Annotated in this window: 15 protein-coding genes and 1 pseudogene; 7 read left to right on the top strand and 9 right to left on the bottom strand. The window is 66.7% G+C overall.

The features are described 5' to 3' along the window. The first annotated feature begins 2 nt into the window (after positions 1–2). The 3 genes from AC1DKV_RS07795 (at position 3) to AC1DKV_RS07785 (ending at position 2312) form a co-directional block, all read left to right on the top strand. Positions 3–641 (top strand): lysophospholipid acyltransferase family protein, encoded by a 639-nt coding sequence (locus tag AC1DKV_RS07795; RefSeq protein WP_441616981.1) that lies wholly within the window; start codon positions 3–5, stop codon positions 639–641. Positions 642–649: 8 nt separating this feature from the next. Beyond that, positions 650–1609, top strand: a complete 960-nt coding sequence (locus AC1DKV_RS07790; protein ID WP_477137587.1) for a phosphatidate cytidylyltransferase — start codon at positions 650–652, stop codon at positions 1607–1609. 391 nt (positions 1610–2000) lie between these two features. Then, positions 2001–2312, top strand: a complete 312-nt coding sequence (locus AC1DKV_RS07785; RefSeq protein ID WP_441616978.1) for an H-NS family nucleoid-associated regulatory protein — start codon at positions 2001–2003, stop codon at positions 2310–2312. 35 nt (positions 2313–2347) lie between these two features. Here the strand turns inward: AC1DKV_RS07785 and AC1DKV_RS07780 are convergent, their stop codons facing one another. The 6 genes from AC1DKV_RS07780 to AC1DKV_RS07755 form a co-directional block, all read right to left on the bottom strand. Further along, a complete protein-coding gene (locus AC1DKV_RS07780) occupies positions 2348–2701 on the bottom strand; it encodes a copper-binding protein (protein ID WP_477137559.1) in 354 nt (117 codons plus the stop codon). A 46-nt stretch (positions 2702–2747) separates the two neighbouring features. Then, positions 2748–3236 (bottom strand): cupredoxin domain-containing protein, encoded by a 489-nt coding sequence (locus AC1DKV_RS07775; RefSeq protein ID WP_441616974.1) that lies wholly within the window; start codon positions 3234–3236, stop codon positions 2748–2750. Between the two features lie 8 nt (positions 3237–3244). Continuing rightward, positions 3245–4546: a multicopper oxidase domain-containing protein gene (locus tag AC1DKV_RS07770; protein ID WP_477137558.1), complete on the bottom strand. Its 1302-nt coding sequence runs from the start codon at positions 4544–4546 to the stop codon at positions 3245–3247. A 2-nt stretch (positions 4547–4548) separates the two neighbouring features. Next, positions 4549–6033, bottom strand: coding sequence for a TolC family protein (locus AC1DKV_RS07765; RefSeq protein ID WP_477137557.1), 1485 nt, complete (start codon positions 6031–6033; stop codon positions 4549–4551). A gap of 9 nt (positions 6034–6042) precedes the next feature. Continuing rightward, positions 6043–6396, bottom strand: a complete 354-nt coding sequence (locus AC1DKV_RS07760) for a hypothetical protein (RefSeq protein WP_477137556.1) — start codon at positions 6394–6396, stop codon at positions 6043–6045. Between the two features lie 86 nt (positions 6397–6482). Continuing rightward, positions 6483–6992, bottom strand: a complete 510-nt coding sequence (locus AC1DKV_RS07755; protein ID WP_441616967.1) for a hypothetical protein — start codon at positions 6990–6992, stop codon at positions 6483–6485. 180 nt (positions 6993–7172) lie between these two features. On the opposite strand from AC1DKV_RS07755, the gene AC1DKV_RS07750 reads away from it, so the two are divergent. Together AC1DKV_RS07750 and AC1DKV_RS07745 are read left to right on the top strand one after the other, a co-directional pair. After that, on the top strand, positions 7173–7850 hold the full coding sequence (locus tag AC1DKV_RS07750; protein WP_441616965.1) for a heavy metal response regulator transcription factor: 678 nt from the start codon (positions 7173–7175) through the stop codon (positions 7848–7850). Positions 7851–7860: 10 nt separating this feature from the next. Then, the gene (locus tag AC1DKV_RS07745) at positions 7861–9297 is read left to right on the top strand and encodes a heavy metal sensor histidine kinase (protein ID WP_477137555.1); all 1437 of its coding nucleotides are present in this window, start codon (positions 7861–7863) and stop codon (positions 9295–9297) included. A 105-nt stretch (positions 9298–9402) separates the two neighbouring features. On the opposite strand, the gene AC1DKV_RS07740 is transcribed toward AC1DKV_RS07745, so the two are convergent. From AC1DKV_RS07740 to AC1DKV_RS07730, 3 genes and pseudogenes are all read right to left on the bottom strand, one after another. Further along, positions 9403–12630 (bottom strand): CusA/CzcA family heavy metal efflux RND transporter, encoded by a 3228-nt coding sequence (locus AC1DKV_RS07740; protein WP_477137554.1) that lies wholly within the window; start codon positions 12628–12630, stop codon positions 9403–9405. A gap of 13 nt (positions 12631–12643) precedes the next feature. Beyond that, positions 12644–14242, bottom strand: a complete 1599-nt coding sequence (locus AC1DKV_RS07735; RefSeq protein WP_477137553.1) for an efflux RND transporter periplasmic adaptor subunit — start codon at positions 14240–14242, stop codon at positions 12644–12646. Positions 14243–14271: 29 nt separating this feature from the next. Then, a pseudogene (locus tag AC1DKV_RS07730) lies at positions 14272–14424 on the bottom strand (TolC family protein); the annotation flags it as partial. Positions 14425–14443: 19 nt separating this feature from the next. On the opposite strand from AC1DKV_RS07730, the gene AC1DKV_RS07725 reads away from it, so the two are divergent. Beyond that, positions 14444–15637, top strand: a complete 1194-nt coding sequence (locus AC1DKV_RS07725; RefSeq protein WP_477137552.1) for an ATP-binding protein — start codon at positions 14444–14446, stop codon at positions 15635–15637. Between the two features lie 103 nt (positions 15638–15740). After that, on the top strand, positions 15741–17462 hold the full coding sequence (locus tag AC1DKV_RS07720; protein WP_477103833.1) for a TniQ family protein: 1722 nt from the start codon (positions 15741–15743) through the stop codon (positions 17460–17462). Positions 17463–17692: the final 230 nt, after the last annotated feature.

The following is a 17692-nucleotide window of genomic DNA, read 5'->3' as shown; positions in this document are numbered from 1 at the left end:
CAATGTGGATTTCCAAGCTGGTGGCACGCGCCATCATCCTGTTCGCTCGCCTGCTGACGGGCATGCAGGCGCGCTGGAACGGTTGCCTGCCGGCAGCCGTGCAGCGCATCTACTTCGCCAACCACAGCAGCCACGGCGATTTCGTGCTGATCTGGGGTTGCCTGCCGCCGGACCTGCGCTCGTTGACGCGGCCGGTGGCTGGCGCGGATTACTGGGACAAGTCCGCCGTGCGCCGCTTCATCGGGCGGGATGTCTTCAATGCCCTGCTGATCGACCGCACCAAGGGCAGCCAGGGTGGCGACCCGGCTGCCGATCCGGTCGCGCTGATGAAGACAGCGGTACTGCGGGGAGATTCGCTGATCCTGTTTCCCGAAGGCACGCGCAATACCACCGATGAACGGCTGCTGCCGTTCAAGAGCGGCATCTATCACCTGGCGCGCGTGTGCGGCAGCGTCGAGTTCGTGCCGGTGTGGATCGACAACCTCAACCGCGTGATGCCCAAGGGTGAGATCGTGCCGGTGCCGCTGCTGTGCACGGTTACCTTCGGCAAGCCGCTCACCCTCGGCGAGCAAGAGAGCAAGGACGATTTCCTGGCACGTTGCCGTGCCGGCCTGCTGTCGCTGGCGCCGGCGCTGGAGTAGGGACCATKATCCAATCTTATTCKAACGTACTGCGCGAGACGTGGGTGCTGTTCGCCGCGGTGTTCGGCGTGCTGGTACTGGCCTCCGCCGTGACGGCGGTGCTGCGCTGGCGCATTGCCGGAGGCCGCCCGCACGCGGTGATCGACAACCTGGGCGCACGTGTATCCGCGTGGTGGTGGATGATCGGCGTGCTCGGCGTGGCGTTCATGCTGGGGCGCACCGCCATCATCGTGCTGTTCTACCTGCTGTCGTTCTTCGCGCTGCGCGAGTTCGTCACCATCACCACCACCCGGCGCGGCGATCATCGCGCCATCGTGGCCGCATTCTTTGTCTTCCTGCCGCTCCAATATGTACTGGTCTATATCAGCTGGTACGGGCTGTTCTCCATCCTGATCCCGGTCTATGCCTTCCTGATCCTGCCCATCCTGTCAGCGCTCTCGGCCGAGACCACGCGCTTCCTCGAGCGTTGCGCGGGCGTGCAATGGGCGGTGATGATCTGCGTGTTCTGCATATCCCACGTGCCTGCGCTGCTGACCTTGCCGATCCCGGGCTTCGAGGACCGCAACCTGCTGCTGATCGCCTTCCTGGTGATCGTGGTGCAGGGCAGCGACGTCCTGCAATATGTCTGGGGCAAGCTGTTCGGCAAGACCAGGATCGCGCCCTTGCTGTCACCGTCGAAGACCGTAGAAGGCTTTGTCGGCGGCGTGGCCAGCGCTACCGCCCTGGGTGCTTCGCTGTGGTGGATCACGCCCTATGGATCGCCCTGGAAGGCCGGCCTGATCGCGCTGGTGATTGCCTTGATGGGTTTCCTCGGCGGGCTGGTGATGTCGGCCATCAAGCGTGACCGCGGCATCAAGGACTGGGGCCATATGATCCAGGGCCATGGCGGCATGCTCGACCGGCTCGACTCGGTGGTGTTCGCTGCGCCGATTTTCTTCCATGTCACGCGTTACTGGTGGGTGCCCTGAGCCAGTGCACGCGCAAGCATGCGCGGGCGGGCGCAGGCCACGCCGCATGCCGGCGCCGCCGCTGTGCGGCTTCGCCAGCGCAGTGGCGGTTCGGGCTGGTGCGGTGGAGGTGGACCTACGGGGCCATCCTTCCTGGCGTATACCCGGACACGCCGAACCGGGTTCGCGCCGCCTGCCTCGGCATGGGGCGGTACGTGCACCCGGGTGCGTGAAGGATGCTGCCATGGCGGCGCGCGCAGGGCCGTGAAATATGCCGTAGGAAATGTCTGCTCCAGCATTGGCGCAAGACCCTGTAAAATCCTCGCCTACAGGCGCGGCTCGACCCGCCCGGATTGCCCCCTTCCTTCCCTTTGCCGGCCCATCCTCGCCGGCAAAGTCAATTACGAAAGTCATGTCAGAGTCTGATGAAGCCAGAGTAGCCGCGGCGGCGTGGGTCCGTGAGCAGATGGATCGCCACGGCCTCACGCTCGAAGATTTGGTCGAAGCTGGTTGCTTTCCCGCATCGCTGCAGGAGCAGGACGAACCGGACGCCGAAGCGGCAGAGGTCGTGGAGGCGCCACAATCGCTGGCGGTCGCCAGGCCCGCCACGCCCCTTTACCGCAACGCCCTCGGCCAGAGCTGGGACGGCACCGGGGAGCGGCCGGAATGGCTGCAGCGCGCGGTGAACGCCGGGCAGTCGATGGAATTCTTCCGGGTCGAATAGCCCGGGGGACTGGCAGCGGATAACGGCGCGCGCGCCTACTGCGCCGCCGCTTCCACTTCCAGCGCCGTGATCGTCAGCGCGCCATTCACGCGCGCCACGCTGAACCGCACCCGGTCGCCTTCCTTCACCCGCCCGACCATGGCGGGATCCTGCACGCGGAAGATCATCGTCATCGCCTGCATGTCCAGGTTGGCGATAGGGCCATGCTTGATGGTGAGTTTGCCGGCAGCGGCGTCCACTTTGCGGATTTCGCCTTCGGTCATCGGGGCCGGTGCCGCGGCAGTGGCGCTGGCGGTGGCCGCGCCGGTTGCGTCGGCCGCCATCGCGGGCAGCGCGGCCGGGGCGCTCAGCAGCGCGAGCAGGGCGATCAKGGATGTGCTGGGTTTCATGTCGGTTCCTTGTTCCTTGTTCCTTGTTCGTTGGCGTTCGGGGTAATCAGCGCACGCGGATCTGGCCGCGCATGCCGGCGTCGAAGTGGCCCGGTTGCAGGCAGGCGAATGGCACGCGGCCGCCGCGCGTGAAGTGCCAGACCAGTTCGCCGCTCTTGCCGGCATCGAGCGTGACGGCATTGGGGTCKGCGTGTTCCATCTCGGGCATCTTCAGCATGGCGGCGTAGTGGGCCTTGAGGTCGGCGTCGCTGCCGATCACCATCTCATGGCGCAGCCGGCCGGCATTGCGCACCAGGAAACGAATGGTTTCGCCGGCGCGGACGGCGATCTCCGACGGCGTGAAGCGCATGTCGTCGCTCATGTCGATGACAATGGTGCGGCTGACCCTGGACGCATCGCCAGGCTGGCCGATTGCGTCGCCGCCCTCGCTGGCATGGTGTCCGGCATGGTCGCCCGCGGCAAACGCCGGGGACCATGCGAAGACGCTCGCTGCGGCCAGCAGCGCGGCTGCCGCGCGGGATTTCAGTTTGCTCATCGGTCTGGTCATTTGCCTGCGCCTTTTGCCTCGGTGTATTCGAATGCGACCGTGCCCTTGGGGTGGCGGTACCAGCCCGGATCGCGATAGTCGTCGCGGCCGAGCCCTGCGCGCACCTTGAGCACGCTGAACATGCCGCCCATTTCGATGGGCCCGAACGGACCCTGCCCGGTCATCATCGGCAGGGTGTTGTCCGGCAGCGGCATCTCCATGCCGCCCATGTCCGCCATGCCGGCTTCGCCCATCGCCATGTAGTCCGGCACCAGGGCGTTCATGCGCTTGGCCAGGTCCTTCTGCTTGACGCCGATCATGGTCGGCACCTGGTGTCCCATGGCGTTCATGGTGTGATGCGACTTGTGGCAGTGGAAGGCCCAGTCGCCCGGATTGTCGGCCACGAACTCGATCGCGCGCATCTGGCCCACGGCCACGTCCGTGGTGACCTCGGGCCAGCGCGCGGACGGCGGCACCCAGCCGCCGTCGGTGCCGCTGACTTCGAAGCGGTGGMCGTGCAGGTGGATCGGGTGATTGGTCATGGTCAGGTTGCCGAAGCGGATGCGCACCCGGTCGCCCAGGCGCACGGGCAGGCTGTCGATGCCCGGGAACACGCGGCTGTTCCACGTCCACATGTTGAAATCGGTCATCTCCGCCACGCGCGGGGTGTAGGAGCCCGGATCGATGTCGTAGGCCGAGATCAGGAACACGAAGTCGCGGTCCACCCGCATCTGTGCCGGGTCTTTCGGATGCACCACCAGGAAGCCCATCATGCCCATGGCCATTTGCACCATCTCGTCGGAGTGCGGGTGGTACATGAAGGTGCCGGCGTGCTTCATCTCGAATTCGTAGACGAACGTCTTGCCCGGYGGGATATGCGGCTGCGACAGGCCGCCCACGCCGTCCATGCCGGCCGGCAGGATGATGCCGTGCCAGTGCACCGTGGTGTGCTCCGGCAGCTTGTTGGTGACGAAGATGCGCACCTTGTCGCCTTCCACGCATTCGATGGTTGGCCCCGGGCTCTGGCCGTTGTAGCCCCACAGGTGCGCCTTCATCCCCGGGGCGAACTCACGCTCGACCGGCTCGGCCACCAGGTGGAACTCCTTCCAGCCTTGCCGCATGCGCCACGGCAGGGTCCAGCCATTGAGCGTGACCACCGGGTTGTAGGGCCTGCCGGAGGCGGGCTGCAGCGGCGGCTGCGTGGCCGTGCTCGATTGCAGCGGTGCCTCGGGCAGCATCGCCGCGCCGGCGCGCGACACCAGCGCCGCGCCGAGCATGGCGGCGCCGGAGCCATGCAGGAATTGTCGTCGGGTGACCATGTTCAGTTTCCTTTGGGCAGGGCTGCGCTTTCCGGGCGGGCGGCGGCCACGGAAGACGGTGCGGAGGGCAGGGAAGGCGGGCGCGCCGGAGCCGCTGCGGCCGGTGGCCTGGCTGGCGCGCCTGCGCCGTCKGGCAGGCGGCCGCCAAGCGCGGCCTGCAGCTCGGTTTCGGCCAGCCAGTATTCGCGCAGCGCGTCGAGGTAGCCATTGACGGCGTTGACCTGCTCGCGCGCGTCCGACAGCAGCTCGAACACGCTGAGCAGCATGCCGTTGTAGCGCAGCAGGGCTTCGTCGGAGATGCGCTTGCGCAGCGGTACCACCTCGTCGCGGTAGTGCCGCGCGATRTCGTAGCGGGCCTGATAGCCGGCGTAGCTCTCGCGGACTTCCGAGCGGGCGTTGATCGCGTTTTCCGCCAGCCKGCTGGCCGCCTGCATATAGACCGCCTCGGCGCGCGCCACGCGCGCGCCGCCCCAGTCGAACAGCGGGATCTCGAGATTGATGGCATAGCCGCTTTCGGTGGGCTTGGCCGTTTCGGAGTTGCGCAGGTAAGCCACGTCGATCACGCTGATGAAACGCGTGGCGCGCGTGAGGCCGAGCGAACGCGCCAGGCTCTCCAGCTGCACGCGGCCGGCCTGCAGGTCCAGGCGATTGCCTACTGCATAGCCTTCGAGGTCGGCGAGTGCGGGGCGCGCCTTCGGCAGGTCTGGCAGGCGCTCCGGCAGGCGGTACTGCGCGCCGCTGCCCCACAGGCCGAGGCGGCGCGTCAATTGCTCGCGTGCCGCCAGCGCCTGCTGGCGCGCACGGGCGAGCTGGGTGGTGGCGTCGGCATAGAAGGCCTGTTCGCGTGCATGGTCCAGGGAGCTGACGTTGCCCGCGCGCGCAAGATCGCGGGCGAACAGCGCGCCGGTCTCGGCCGCGTGCCTGACCTGTTCGGCATAGCGCACCGCCTGTTCCGCGGCGACMGCGTTGACGAAGGCCTTGCGTGTTTCGAATGCATGCCGCAGGAGGCTGTCGGCCACCGCCAGCCGGGTCTGCGCAAAGCGGTCCTGCTCGATGCGCGCCGCCAGCGGCAGCGTCAGCAGGTTGACCAGGCCCACCGCGATGGCGCGTTCGATCTTCAGGTCGTCGCCCTGGCGCGTGCGGCTGAAGGAGAAGCCGGGATTGGGCAGGCGCGTGGCCTGCACGTATTCGGCCTCCGAGATGCCGAGTTCGGCGAATGCGGCCTGCAGGCCAGCGTTGTTGAGCAGCGCGACCTGCACCGCGCTGTCTGCATCKAGCGGCTGCGCCAGCAGCGACCGGGTGCGCTGGTAGGCGTCGGCGCGCTCCTGGTCGGAGCGGATMCACAGCGCGTCCGTGCCCAGCCGTTCGCGCGCAGCAGTGGCAGCAGTGCCGAAGCCGCCGTCGTCGCTGAAGCTGGCGCAGCCGGCCAGCAGCAGGGCGCAAGTAGCCACGGCCGCCCGCAAGCACCCTGGAATGGAKAGAAACATGCGGCTTCCTCAGTGATGGCGGGCGTGGCCGCCGGKAGCGGACGCGCTGCCGCCGCCGTTGCCTGGCGCTGCCGGCCCTGGCGTGGCTGCGGGGGCATCGGATGCCTTTGCGGGGAGCGCGCCTGGTGCTACCTGCGCATTGGTCTGGCGCCAGGGCGCCACGGCCTGGGCCTGGAATGGCAGGTAGCCAGCCAGGACGTCCAGCGATGGCAAGGACGGCACGGGTGCGCCGGGATCGAGTGGATCGGCGGGCGCGGCCGGGCTGGAGGCGGCGTTGGCGCTGGCGCCGCTGCCGGGCTGKGCCGATGACAGGGCCGGCCCGAGCAGCAGGCACGCTGCCGCCATAAAGCGGACGAAATGCATGACAACCTCAGTGTTCGTGGATTGCGCCATGGTCGGCGCGGGGCAAGACGAACCTCAGCGAGCGTGCGATKGACGCACCTCGGGTGTCAGCAGCGTGCGGCGGGGGGACGGTCGGAGGGAGCGGGGAGAAAACCCGAGAAGGCCGCGAGCGCGGCCTGGGGGGCAGCGTGGCCGTGGCTGGCCAGCGCGAGTTCGGGCAGCACGGTGGGCATTACCGCGCCGAGCGCGCATGCCGAGCATGCGCTGCAAGTGCCGTTGGCGCCGTGCCCGGCGTGGTGGCTCTTGGCATGGTGATCGGGATGGGCCGGGTGGGCGGCGGCATCCGCCATATCGTCCACGTCGTGCGGCGCGGCCGTCGTTTCCTCGCAGTGCGCGCCGGCATGGCCGGCCAGGGCCGCTTCCGCCTGTGACTTCATGGCGGCGTGGCGCAGCATCATGGAGTCGATGGCCGGCGAATCGGCCGGCATGAGCGCCCCGGGCGATGCCTGGATCGACTGCGCCGTGCTGCACACCATCATGACTGCCGCCGCGATACCCTGTGCGGGCAGCGCGATCATGGCAAGACACAGCAGGAAGCAGCTCAGGAGGCGTTTCATCGAGGCCGGGCGAAAATGGATGCGGTATTGTACCTGCATTGAAAGCCGCGCGACCATGACGCCAACATGACAATGCTGACATCTTCGGCCATCGTTGCGAATCCTCGTATAGCGTGTCGGTGTGTTGCGAGCGGCGCGAGGGATGGTGGACAGCCGCTGGCTGGCCAGGAGTGAATGGAAATGCGCATACTGATTGTGGAAGACGAGCCCAAGGCGGGGGATTACCTGCGCAAGGGCCTGGGTGAATCCGGCTTCGTGGTGGACCTCGCGCGCGACGGCGTGGACGGGCTTGCCCACGCGCGCGGGCAGGAGTACGACCTCATCGTGCTCGATGTCATGCTGCCTGGMATGGACGGCTGGAAGGTGTTGCAGGAGCTGCGCCGCGAGCGCGATACGCCGGTGCTGTTCCTCACCGCGCGCGACGAACTGTCAGACCGCCTCAAGGGCCTGGAGCTCGGCGCGGACGACTATATGGTCAAGCCCTTCGCCTTTGCCGAACTGGTCATGCGCATCCGCACCATCCTGCGGCGCGGACCGCTGCGCGAGAGCGAACTGATCGAGGTGGCGGACCTGCAGATCGACACTGTCAAGCGCCGCGTCACGCGCGACGGGCAGAAGCTCGAACTGACCTCCAAGGAGTTCACGCTGCTGCAATTGCTGGCGCGCCGCCGTGGCGAAGTGCTGTCGCGCTCGCTGATCGCCTCCCATGTGTGGGACATGAACTTCGACAGCAACACCAATGTCGTCGATGTCTCCATCCGGCGCTTGCGCGCCAAGGTCGACGATCCTTTTCCCCGCAAGCTGATCCATACCCGTCGCGGCATGGGCTACGTGCTCGAGGACGAGGATACGCAATGATCCGGGCGTCATGATGCGTTCCGTGCTGCGCCTGCCCGCTTCGCTCACTGCCCGCATGGCGCTGGCCTATGGCGCGGCGACCGTGGCCATTCTGGTGGCGGTGGGCACCTACCTGGCCAGCGCGCTCGCTACCCAGTTGCAGGAGCGCGACGAAGGCGAACTGGTCGGCGAAGTGCTGCTGGTGCGCCATCTGCTGCGCGAAGTCAGCACCGAAGCCGAGGTCCGCGCCGACACGCATCGCTTCGCCGATCTCGCGCTCGGCCACGAAGGCCTGATCCTGCTGGTACGTGGCAGTCAGGGCGAGCCCCTGGTGACGCTCAATCCGCGCCATGAGCCGGTGCCGGTACTCCCGGTGCTGCCGGCCACCGCGGCGCCGGACAAGACGCTGCTGCGGACCTGGTACCCCCGCAACGGCGTGGCCTCGCGCGGCATCGCCGCGCTGGGCCAGCTCGGCGATAGCGAACGCACCGTCGAGATCGTGGTGCTGCGCGATGCCGGCTACCGTGTCGCCTTGATGAAAGCCTACCAGTCGCAGATGCTGTGGGCGACGCTGTGCGGGGCCGCGGTGGCGGCCGGCCTTGGCTACCTGCTGGCGCGGCGCGGCCTGCGGCCGCTGCGGCGCATGGCCGAAGACGCCTCCGCCGTKACCATGAGCAGGCTCGCCACGCGTCTCGACGCCGGGCAGGCACCCACCGAGCTGCGCGCGCTCGTCGACGCGCTCAACGACATGCTTGCCCGTCTGGAAGACAGCTTCCACCGGCTCTCAGAGTTCTCGGCCGATCTGGCGCACGATTTCCGCACCMCGATTAGCAACCTGATCGGCCAGACCCAGGTCACGCTCGGCCACAGCCGCCCGGTGCAGGAATACGAAAACCTGCTCGAGTCCAACCTGGAAGAATACGAGCGCCTCGCCCGCATGATCGAGAACATGCTGTTTCTCGCCCGCGCCGATCACGCACAGGTCGCCATGAAGGTGCGCGCGCTGGATGCGCGCGCMGAACTCGACAAGGTAGCGGAGTATTTCGAGGCCGTGGCCGCGGACCGCGACATCAAGGTGCGGCTGGCCGGGCACGGCATCGTGCGTGCCGACCAGACCCTGCTGCGGCGCGCCGTGACCAACCTCGTGGAAAACGCCTTGCGACACGCCCCCGCCRGCAGCGCCGTCGACATCCGCGTGACGGCCGACAGTGCCGCCACCACCATCCGGGTCGGCAACGGCGGCGCGGGCATCGCGCCGGACGCGCTGCCGCATGTGTTCGGCCGCTTCTACCGCGGCGATCCCGCGCGCAGCAACTCTTCCACTTCCACCGGGCTGGGGCTGGCGATCGTCGACACCATCATGCGCCTGCATGGCGGCCGCGTCAGCGCGCGCAGCCGTCCCGGGGAGACGGTGCTGGAGTTGTCGTTTCCGGTAGCGAACCCCTCGGCGGAACGCGCCAGCGGGTAGGCCGCCTTGCGGCGGCGCGCGGCCTGCGGACCGGCTGCGCGCTCTGCGCGCCATGCGGCAGGACCATCCTCATGGCCCTGCGCCACGACTTCGGCTACGGCACGATCAGCCTTCCGGGAGTGCCGGCGCCATTGGCGTGCCGGCTCCGGCTTCCTCCCGCTCCTCCTTCTCCTCGTTCTCCTCCTTCTCCCACTCATCGCGCCGGTGCGCCAGCCGGTAAAGCACCGGCAGCACCAGCAGCGTCAGCGCGGTGGAAGACAAGATTCCCCCGATCACCACCGTKGCCAGCGGCCGCTGTACCTCGGCCCCGGTGCCGGTGGCGATCGCCATCGGGATAAAGCCGAGCGAGGCCACCAGCGCGGTCATCAGCACAGGGCGCAGGCGGGTGAGGGCGCCGGTGTGGATGGCCTCGTCCAGGCCCTTGCCTTCTTCGCGCAGGCTGCGGATGAAGGAGAGCATCACCAGGCCATTGAGCACCGCGACCCCCGACAGCGCGATGAAGCCGACCGCGGCGGAGATGGACAGCGGAATGCCGCGCAGCCATAGCGCGAGGATGCCGCCGGTGAGCGCGAAGGGGATGCCGGTGAAGACGAGCAGGCCGTCGCGCATGTTGCCGAACATGGCGAACAGCAGCACGAACACCATCAGCAGTGCCACCGGCACCACGATCTGCAGGCGGGTGGTGGCGGACTGGAGTTGCTCGAAGGTGCCGCCCMAGGTAACCCAGTAGCCAGCCGGGATCTTGATCTGGCGGTCCAGCGCAGCCATGGCTTCGGGGACGAAGCTGCCGACGTCGCGGCCGCGCACGTTGGCGCTGACGACGATGCGGCGCTTGCCGTTCTCGCGCGAGACCTGGTTGGGGCCGGGCGCGAGCGTGAGCGTGGCGATCTCGCCGAGCGGGATGTAGCTGGTGGGGGCGGCCTCTGCGTTGCGCGCGGCGCCGCCCCTGGGCAGCGGGATGGGCAGGCGGCGCAGGGCTTCGACGTCGGCGCGGATGCCTTCGGGCAGGCGCACGCCGATATTGAAGCGGCGGTCGCCCTGGAAGAAGATGCCGGCGTCGCGTCCGCCCACGGCGATGGCGACGGTGTCCTGCACATCGGTCATGTTCAGGCCGTAGCGTGCCGCGCGGGCGCGATCGACATCCACCGTGAGCACCGGCAGGCCGCTGGTCTGCTCGACCTTGACCTCGGCGGCGCCGGAGATCGCCTGCAGTACGCCGGCGACTTTCTGCGCGGTGTCTTCCAGTACCTGGTTGTCGTCGCCGAAGATCTTGATGGCGACATCGCTGCGCACGCCGGAGATCAGTTCGTTGAAGCGTAGCTGGATCGGCTGCGAGAACTCGTACTTGTTGCCAGGGATGGTTTCCAGTTCGGCTTCCATCTGCGCCAGCAGTTGCTCGCGCGGCTTGCGCGGATCGGGCCACTGCGCGCGCGGCTTGAGCATGATGTAGCCGTCGGAGGCGTTGGGCGGCATGGGGTCGGAGGCGATCTCGGCAGTGCCGGTGCGGGCGAAGACGCGTTCGATCTCGGGGAATTTCGCCTTCAGCCGGGTCTCGATCTGCTGCTGCATGGCGACCGACTGGGTCAGGCTGGTGCCGGGTATGCGCAGCGCCTGCACGGCGAAATCGCCTTCGTTCAGGTTGGGAATGAACTCGCTGCCCAGGCGCGTGGCGAGCAGGCCGCTGAGCAGCACCGCGACGGCGGCGAACGTCAGCACCACGGGCGTGTTGGCGATGCTCTTGCCGAGCAGGGGGGCATAGGCGCGCTTGGCCCACAGCATGAGGCGGTTTTCCTTCTCGGCGACCTTGTCGCCGATGAACAGCGCCACCGCGGCCGGCACGAAGGTGACGGACAKGATCATCGCGCCGACCAGCGCCAGCACCACGGTCATGGCCATGGGATGGAACATCTTTCCTTCCACGCCGGTGAGCGCGAAGATAGGGATGTACACGATCATGATGATGAGCTGGCCAAAGACCAGCGCGCGGCGGGCCTCCTTCGATGCGGCGAAGACTTCGTGAAAGCGCTCGCTGCGCGTGAGCGGCCTGCCGTGGTGCTGCTGGGCATKGGCCAGGCGGCGCACGCAGTTCTCCACGATGACMACKGCGCCGTCGACGATGATGCCGAAGTCCAGCGCGCCGAGGCTCATCAGGTTCGCGCTGATCTTGTAGGTCACCATGCCGGTGAAGGTAAACAGCATGGACAGGGGGATCACCAGGGCCGTGATCACGGCTGCGCGCAGGTTGCCGAGGAACAGGAAGAGGATGACGATGACCAGCACCGCGCCTTCGACCAGGTTCTTCTTGACGGTGGCGATGGCGCGATCCACCAGCAGGGTGCGGTCATAAACCGTGACGGCCCTGACGCCTTCCGGCAGCGAGCGGTTGATGGCCTCCATACGCTTGTCCACCGCCTGCGATACGGCCCGGCTGTTCTMGCCGATCAACATGAAGACGGTGCCGAGCACGACTTCGCGCCCGTTGTCGGTGGCGGCACCMGTGCGCAGTTCGCGCCCGATGCCTACGTCGGCGAGGTCGCGGATGCGGATCGGCTGGCCTTGCGCGCTGCCGACGATGATCTCGCGGATATCGTCGACCGACCTGACCTGGCCTGGTGCGCGCACCAGGTACTGCTCGCCGCGCCGCTCGATGTAGCCGGCGCCCACGTTAGCGTTGTTCTTCTCCAGCGCGGCCACCACGTCCTGCAGGCTCAGGCCATAGGAAGCCAGCCGCTCAGGGCTGGGCGCCACSAGGTAYTCCTTGGCGAAGCCGCCGATSGAGTTGATCTCGGTCACGCCGGGCACGGTGCGCAGCTGTGGCTTGATGACCCAGTCCTGGATCTCGCGCAGGTCGGTGGGCGTGTAGGCGCTGCCGTCGGGCTTCCTGGCGCCGTCTTCGGCTTCCACGGTCCACAGGTAGATCTCGCCCAGGCCGGTCGAGATCGGGCCCATCTGCGGGGCCACGCCGGGCGGGAGGTTGCGCGCGGCCTCCTGGATGCGCTGGTTGACGAGCTGGCGCGCGAAGTAGATGTCAGTGCCGTCCTTGAAGATCACCGTCACCTGCGACAGCCCGTAGCGCGACAGCGAGCGCGTCTGTTCCAGCCCCGGCAGGCCGGACATCGCGGTCTCGATCGGGTAGGTGACGCGCTGCTCGGTCTCGAGCGGCGAATAGCCAGTTGCGGCGGTGTTGACTTGCACCTGCACGTTGGTGATGTCGGGCACGGCGTCGATGGGCAGCCGGCTGTAGTTGTAGACGCCGAGCGCGGCCATGGCGAATACGGCGAGCAGCACCATCCAGCGCTGCGCGATGGCGAAGCGGATAAGTCGTTCGAACATGAGGGTCTCCGCCTTAGTGGCTGTGCTCGGCGCCGGCCTTGCCGAGCTCTGCCTTGATCACGAAGCTGTTGCCTGCCACGTATTTCCAGCCGGTCCTGAGGCCATGCGTGATCTCGACCAGCTTGCCGTCGCTGCGGCCGGTCTTGACCKGCTGGGCCAGGAAGCCGCCCGGCACGACGACGAACACCACCTGCTGGTCGCCGTTGCTCTGCAGCGCCTGCGCGTCGATGGCGACCGGCACGTCGGCGCTGGAATCGGTGACGGCCACGGTGACGAACAGCCCMGGGCGCCAGGCCATCTTCGGGTTGGGCAGCGTGACGCGTGCCGTGGCGGTACGGGTCTGCTGGCCGAGCAGGRAGCCGACGTAGGACACCTTGCCGCCGGCCTTGCCGTCGAAGGCCGTGGAGGCAATCCGCACCTTCTCGCCGACGCGCACGCGGTCCAGATCCTTGGGCGCGATCACGAACTCGGCCCATACGCTGCTGAGATCCGAGATGGTGAAGACATTGGCGTCCGCCGCCACGGCTTCGCCGAGCGCGAGGTGCTTCTCCACCACGGTGCCGTCGAATGGCGCCCGCAGCTCGAAGCGGTTCAGTGCGCGCGCATTGCCCGCGTTGCCACTGGCACCGATGGCGGTGAGCTTCTGCGTGGCGTTCTGGGTGGCGATGCGGGCTTCCTGCAGCGCGGTGCGCGCCGCAAGATAGTCCTGTTCGGCCGAGATCCTGTCCTCCCACAGCTTTTTCTCGCGGCGGAAGGTGGATTCGGCGAGTTMCAGGCGCTTCTGCGCGGCCAACAGTTCGCTGCGCTGGTCCGACAACACGGTGCTGGCCAGCACCGCCAGCAGGTCGCCCTTCTTCACCTGCTGGCCGAGGTTGGCGGAGACATTTTCCACCACGCCGGCCACGCGTGGCACCACGTGGGCGGTGCGGTCCTCGTTGAAGCGGATCTCGCCGGGGAAGGCAACGGTGCCTTCGATACGCGCCGGGCCGGCGCTCTGCAATGCCAGCCCCGCGCCCTGGATCTGCTCTGGCGTCATCTCGATGCGACCTTCCTCCCTGGCCAGCTTGATGGCAAGCGGTGCACTCGCACCTGGCAACGTCACGTCCAGGCGGGCTTCGAAAGCATGGGGCTCGTCGATKGCGCCTTCGCTCTGCAGATAGGACTGCGCTGGCCTGAAGGCGAGGGTTTCGGCCTCGCCGGTGAGCCGCAGCAAGCGTCCGGAGATCTTGACGCTGCCGGGTGCGACCGGCTTGCCTGCCTGCGCGGCCCAGACATGCATGCGCGGCGCGTCCTGGCCGGCGGCGCCTTCGGCCACCAGCACTTCGACCGTGGCGTCGCCCTGGCGGAACAGCTGGCCGCCGTTGGGGCCGGTGGTGCTGGCGTGGTGTTCGGCGTCGCCGTGCGCGTCCGCGTCGTCGTGCGCSGCGCCGGGCCTGGCGCCGTGATGCTCGTTGTCATTGTGGGCGGCAGCCTCGGCATGGGTGCCGCTGCCGTGCCCGTGTCCGTCCGCGCCGCCGTTGCCACGCCCGACGAAAATCAGCGCCGCGCCGGCCAGCGCGCCGCCGGCCAGGATGATGGCGACGGCCGTTTTCTGCTTGGTGTTCATTGCCATGATGGAATTCCTTTTGAGCCCTGACGGCGCTAGCGGCCGAGAATGCGGTCGATGGTGGTGGCGGCCTGGTAGGCGCTGGCGACCACGCCGAGATAGCGGATGCGTGCCTGGAACCACGTACGCTGCGCATCGAGCACGTCGAGGAAGTTGAACTTGCCGGCTTCGAAGCCGCGCGTGGCTGCTGTCGGCCGCAATCCGGTGATGCCTTCGACCTGGCGGCATGTGTACTCGCTGGCTGTCAATGGCGGCCCCGACAGCGGTTTCCGGTCGACCGCATCCACGTTGAGCGTGGTGGGTCTGAGCGGAATCGGCAAATCGACCGCCCTGGAATCCATTTTGCGGCTTTACCCGCAGGCAATCCGGCACMGGAGGTATCGCGGGAAGGAACTGATCCAGGTTCAGATTCCATGGCTCAAGGTCGAGTGTCCGTTCGACGGTTMGCTGTCCGGCTTGTGTCACGCGTTCTTCCGGGCATTGGACCGTGCAATTGGCGAAGACCGGTATGCGAGGCGCTACCGCTCTGTCAAGGGCATCGTGCAGCTCGTGCATCAGATCGAGCAGATCGCCAGCACGCACTTCGTCGGCGTTMTGATCATCGATGAACTGCAGCATTTGCGCGCCGCGAAAACGGGCGGGAAGGACAACATGCTGAACTTCTTCGTCAACCTGATCAACAGCATCGGCATCCCGGTCGTGTTCGTCGGCACGAACTCGATGATCGAACTGTTTGCCGATGTGATGCGCAACGCGCGACGAGCGACAGGGCTGGGGCTAAGCGATTTCAGGCAGCCGAAGGCCGATGATCCTGCATGGGCGCTGCTGGTCGAGGCGGCATGGCAGTATCAATGGGTGCGCCAGGTCGAGCCATTGACGTTGGAGATGCGCGCGGTACTGTATGACCTGACGCAGGGCGTGACGGATTTTCTGATCAAACTACTGGTGCTTGCCCAGCGACACGCGATCCATACCGGTGAAGAACGACTGACAGTCGGATTGCTGCGCACGATTGCTGATACGCGCATGCAGTTACTCAAGCCTGCGCTCGGTGCCCTGCGCAGCGGCGACGCGCAACGGATGGCGCAATTCGAAGACCTGCTTCCGGCCGACAGTCAGATCGCTGCGATGATGGGCACGCAAGACCGGCATGCAATGGTCTCGACCCGGCTATCCGTTCTTCACGCCTTGCGGCGGCCCGAAGCCAGTCACGTTACGGCATCGGAAAAAGACGTCGAGTCAGAGCCGTCCGCGGCGACCGGCGCGKGCGAGCCAGAACTCGTMGCGACGTCGGAAGCGAGCCGCCTTGCCGCGTGMGAAGATCCGCTTGCCGCGCTCCGGGAGGCGGGATGGGTGTCGTCTGACGTGTTGGAGTTTTCCGCCGTCTATGCCGCTTCATGATAGTCCTCCGGGACGTGTCCCAGCGTTGGGCGCGTCGTGCCGTTTGAGCAGCCGCCGCCTGGAGCGACGATAGGGCTGCTCGACCTCCAGTGTTTGATATTGCATGCCGAGTCTTCTGTTTTTCGCCCCCTCGCTACCTGACGAGACAATTCAGTCGCGCGTCGCGCGGCATCACGTCCTGTCCGGGAACCGAACCGAGGCGGACACGTTTCTCGATCTGTTCGACAGCGCGCCGTTTGCGCTGGAGCAGATCGTTCCGCCCGGGCTGGCACGGCTMGCCGCTCGCCTGTCAGACGACTCAGAGGCGGCACTCAGGATGCTTCTCATGCAGAACACCTTGCTTCCACTCTTTGCCCCCTTTCTTGGCGAGGGCAGTGATGCGCAGAGTGGTTCGCTCACTGCAGAGGCGGCATTGAGCCGGTTGCCACGCCGCGTTGTCGGAATGCACGGCGAAGCACAGTTATGCACAGCCTGCGTGGTGGAAGACGTCCGCGACCATGGGATGGCGTATTGGCGCCGCGCGCACCATGTCCCCGGCGTTAGCGTGTGCTGGAAACATCGGCTGACTCTCCTATCGAGTTGCCCGGGTTGCCGCAGACCATTTCAATTTCACAATCGATTGTTGCGGCAACCCTGGCACGCATGCCCGTGCGGGTGGCAGGCCGTTGCGTGGGAAAAGTCGGGCCCATTGGCCGAAACGGTCGCGCTCGATTATGCACTCTTCGCGCACGATCTTCTCGAGCGGCCGCTCGATCGAACGACCTCTGAATGTCTGAGGGCAACATACAGGTATCGCATCCGCGAACTGGGTTTCGCCTACGGTACGGGGCTCCGTATACGGGATTTTCAGGCCCATCTGATCGAAGAATTGGGCGACGCGTTTCTTGCCTCGGTTGATCCCGCATATGCTGCGCGAAGGATGCGCTTCTGGTTGCGTTTCTCGCCGCAAGGTGGCGCTGCGGCGTGGGACATGCCCATTACGCGGCACCTGCTGCTGTCACTGTTCCTGTTCAAGACCCGCGACCGGTTTGCGTTGAGTCTGCAACGTATCGAGGCGGACGCCCCCCTACCAGTCCGGCGCACAAGATCCGCGGCTGATAGTCCTGATTTGTCCGCTGAGACGGGTGCGTCAATGCTCAGGGCTGTCCATCGAAGCCGGATTCAGGCCGAGCTCGCCCGTCATCCGGCCATCACCATTGAAGACCTCTGGCGCAAGGCGCATCGTGCCACGGCATGGCTGTACGACCACGACCGGGCGTGGCTCTCCAGAGCGGTGTCGCTACCATTGGAGGTGGCGACGCCGCCGGCGGACGTCGCGACGGCGGTTTCGCCGGACGACGCAATTTTCGCGGCAAAGGTTGATGCAGTTGCGGCCGACGTCTTCGCCGCGGGAGGAAAGCCTAAACAGGTGACAAAGAGTCGACTATTTGAGGGTCTTCCTCGGCGCCTCACGGACATTGCCCCGCATCGAGCGCGTTACCCCATTACACTGGCACGCATAGCGGATAACCGCGAATCCACGTGGCACTTCCGGGCGCGCCGAACGTGGTGGGCATATGGCGTGCTCGGAACGCGTGGCGAGCCGCTATCTGTCAACAACGCGGCCGTTCTGTCGGGCGTAGGGTACGAAGCAGTCCGGGCKATCGTCGAACATTGTGGATGGGCGCCGCTGTTGCAGCGTGCGGCTCAGCTCGATGTGATGGTGCAGTTGGCCGCAGCCGGCATTTCGCGCCAGTGGGATGGCCCACCAGAATTGCACGGACGCGCAGTCGGGGGGAGAGGCTATCAGCGCGGGCGTCTTGCCGTTTTCAACATTCACGATTGACGGGCTGCAAGCGGCCAGTTTGCGACGTCCAGCKACGCCATATGGAAGTCCGCTTTCCCTCCCAAAACAGCCATCGGGTCAGCGGCCTGGTGATGAACGCTTGCGACTGATCCGAGCAKATCGCCGGCAATGTACAGAAGCTGTCGAGTTTCCGTCGTGTTGTGCATGATTCAGACCACGTCTATCGGCTAGCCCCCCTCTAAATCCGGGTTGACTCGTTTGCCTCCAAA

It is taken from the genome of Cupriavidus sp. 05T41, from assembly GCF_056396525.1.
The sequence above is the reverse complement of the archived record's forward strand: the minus strand, read 5'-3'. Positions and strand labels throughout refer to the sequence as shown.